General features: G+C 71.7%; 3 protein-coding genes. All 3 read right to left on the bottom strand.

Features of this window, described 5'->3' with window-relative positions; genetic code table 11:
• Nucleotides 1-631: adenosylhomocysteinase (locus LG632_RS29915; protein ID WP_226731065.1), on the bottom strand; the 631-nt coding region annotated here is incomplete at its 3' end.
• Between the two features lie 43 nt (nt 632-674).
• On the bottom strand, nt 675-1,604 hold the full coding sequence (gene metF / locus LG632_RS29910; RefSeq protein ID WP_226731064.1) for a methylenetetrahydrofolate reductase [NAD(P)H]: 930 nt from the start codon (nt 1,602-1,604) through the stop codon (nt 675-677).
• A gap of 28 nt (nt 1,605-1,632) precedes the next feature.
• A partial coding sequence (locus LG632_RS29905) for a vitamin B12 dependent-methionine synthase activation domain-containing protein (RefSeq protein ID WP_308109450.1) occupies nt 1,633-2,797 on the bottom strand: 1,165 nt, incomplete at its 5' end.

The raw sequence follows: 2,797 nt of genomic DNA, 5'->3' as shown, positions 1-2,797 counted from the left end.
CGCCCTCGCGGTGCATCTCGTAGAGGCGGTGGACACCGGTGGTGGTCTCCTCCGTGACCCCGCGGATGCCGGCGGCGAGCTTGACCCAGTCGAGGGTGCTGTCGCGCAGCAGCCGGTAGACGATGCGCAGCTCGTCGTTGTCGGCCGTCGCCGGGTCGGGCACGGCGCCGGCCTTGGCGAACTCCACGCCCTTGTGGACCAGCAGGGTGGCGTCACCGCCGTCGTCCAGGACCATGTTCGGGCCGTCGGCGCCGGGCCAGGTCAGCGCCTGCTCGGTGCACCACCAGTACTCCTCCAGGGTCTCGCCCTTCCAGGCGAAGACCGGGACGCCCTGCGGGTCCTGCGGGGTGCCGTTCGGGCCGACGGCGACCGCGGCCGCCGCGTGGTCCTGGGTGGAGTAGATGTTGCAGGACACCCACCGCACCTGCGCGCCGAGCGCGACCAGGGTCTCGATCAGCACCGCCGTCTGCACGGTCATGTGCAGGGAGCCGGTGATCCGCGCCCCGGCCAGCGGCTGGGACGCGGCGTACTCCTCGCGGATCGACATCAGGCCCGGCATCTCGTGCTCGGCCAGGGTGATCTCCTTGCGGCCGAACGCGGCGAGGGAGAGGTCTGCGACCTTGAAGTCCATGGAAGCTGCTCCGTGAAAGTTGAGAGGACGACGAGTGGGTGGGTCAGGCGTACGGACTCAGGTCCAGGTTCTGATGGATCTCTAGAGTCGCGGTGGACTTGTTGAGGGTGATGTAGTGCAGGCCCGGCGCCCCCTCGGCGAGCAGCCGCTCGGCCATGCAGGTGGCGTACTCCACCCCGATCCGGTGCCCGTCGGCCGGGTTGTCCTTCGCGGCTTCCAGCCGGGCGGCGAGCGCCGCGGGGAACCGGGCGTCGCTGAGCTCGGCGAAGCGCGCGATCTGCCGGTGGTCGGTGGCCGGCATGATCTCCGGGATGACGGGCGTCAGACAGCCGACCGCGGCCAGCCGGTCGCGCAGCCGCAGGTAGTCCTCGACGTGGAAGAACATCTGGGTGATGGCGTAGTCGGCGCCCGCCCGGCACTTGGCCGCGAAGTGCCGGACGTCCTCGGTCCACGAGGGCGAGCGCGGGTGCCGCTCGGGGAACGCCGCGACGCCGACCGTGAAGTCCCCGAGCTGCCGGATGAGGCTGACCAGCTCGTGGGCGTGGGTGAACCCGTCCGGTTCCGGGGTCCAGGGCCCCTTGGGGTCGCCGGGCGGGTCGCCGCGCAGCGCCAGCACGTCCCGTATGCCCGCGTCGGCGTACTGGCCGATGATGTGGCGCAGCTCGGCCACCGAGTGCCCGACGGCCGTCAGGTGGGCGACCGGCCGCAGCGTCGTCTCGGCCGCGATCCGCTTGGTCACCTCGACCGTGCGGTCCCGGGAGGAGCCCCCGGCGCCGTAGGTGACGGAGACGAACGACGGGGCGAGCGGCTCGATCCGGCGGATCGCCTTCCACAGGGTCCGCTCGCCGCCCTCCGTCCTGGGCGGGAAGAACTCGAACGAGAAGCTCTTGCGGCCCTGGGCCAGCAGTTCTCGGACGCTGGGGGTCGGCGACGTGCGGGGGCGTTCGACGGTGGCGGCCAAGGCTGCCGGCATGGGTCGACTCCTTTCCGTTCGGTACGGGTCAGCGGGCGTTGAAGTAGTTCGCCTCGGGGTGGTGGATCACGATCGCGTCGGTGGACTGCTCCGGGTGGAGTTGGAACTCCTCCGACAGGTGGACCCCGATCCGCTCCGGCCGCAGCAGGTCCGCGATCTTGGCGCGGTCCTCCAGGTCGGGGCAGGCGGGGTAGCCCAGGGAGTAGCGGCAGCCCTGGTACTCGGTGCGGAACATCCCCTCCATGGCGGCCGGGTCGGATCCGGCGATGCCGAGCTCGGCGCGGACGCGGGCGTGCCAGTACTCGGCGAGGGCCTCGGCCAGCTGGACGGAGAGGCCGTGCAGCTCCAGGTAGGCGCGGTAGGAGTCGGCGGCGAACAGCTTGGCGGTCTCCTCGCCGATCCGGTTGCCCACGGTCACCACCTGGAAGCCGACGACGTCGGTCTCGCCGGACTCCTCCGGGCGGAAGAAGTCCGCCAGGCACAGCCGGCGGCCGCGGCGCTGGCGCGGGAAGGTGAACCGGGTCCGCTCGCCGCCGTCCTCGTCCAGCACGATCAGGTCGTCGCCCTTGGACACGCACCGGAAGTAGCCGTGCACGACGGCCGCTTCGAGCAGCCCGTCGGTGTGCAGCCGGTCCAGCCAGCCGCGCAGCCGCGGCCGGCCCTCGCTCTCGACGGTTTCGGAGTCCTTCAGGCCCCACTGGCCCTTGAACAGCGCGGTCTCGTCCAGCCAGGAGGCGTAGTCCTTGAGCGGGATGCCCTTGATGACCCGGGTGCCCCAGAACGGCGGTGCGGGCACCGGGTTGTCCACGGCCACGTCGGACCGCCCGCCCTGCTCCGGCTCCGCGACCAGCAGCGGGGTGTCGCGCTTGGCGACGCGGCGCTGCTTGAGCGGGGGCAGGGTGGCGCCCGGCACTCCGCGCTTGACGGCCATCAGGGCGTCCATCAGGCGCAGGCCCTCGAAGGCGTCCCGGGCGTAGCGGACCTCGCCCTCGTAGATCTCGTGCAGGTCCTGCTCGACGTAGGCGCGGGTGAGGGCGGCGCCCCCGAGGATGACGGGGTAGCCGGCCGCCAGGCCGCGGGAGTTCAGCTCCTCCAGGTTCTCCTTCATGATCACCGTGGACTTCACCAGGAGACCCGACATGCCGATGACGTCGGCCTTGTGCTCCTGGGCGGCGTCGAGGATCGCGGAGACG

The sequence above is a fragment of the Streptomyces antimicrobicus genome (assembly GCF_020532625.1).
Taxonomy (GTDB): Bacteria; Actinomycetota; Actinomycetes; order Streptomycetales; family Streptomycetaceae; genus Streptomyces; species Streptomyces antimicrobicus.
This window is presented reverse-complemented; position numbering and strand designations above follow the sequence as displayed.

Bases quoted from the DNA above. Each gene is read 5' to 3' on its own strand.
- metF (WP_226731064.1), bottom strand. From the start codon at position 1,604: ATGCCGGCAGCCTTGGCCGCCACCGTCGAACGCCCCCGCACGTCGCCG.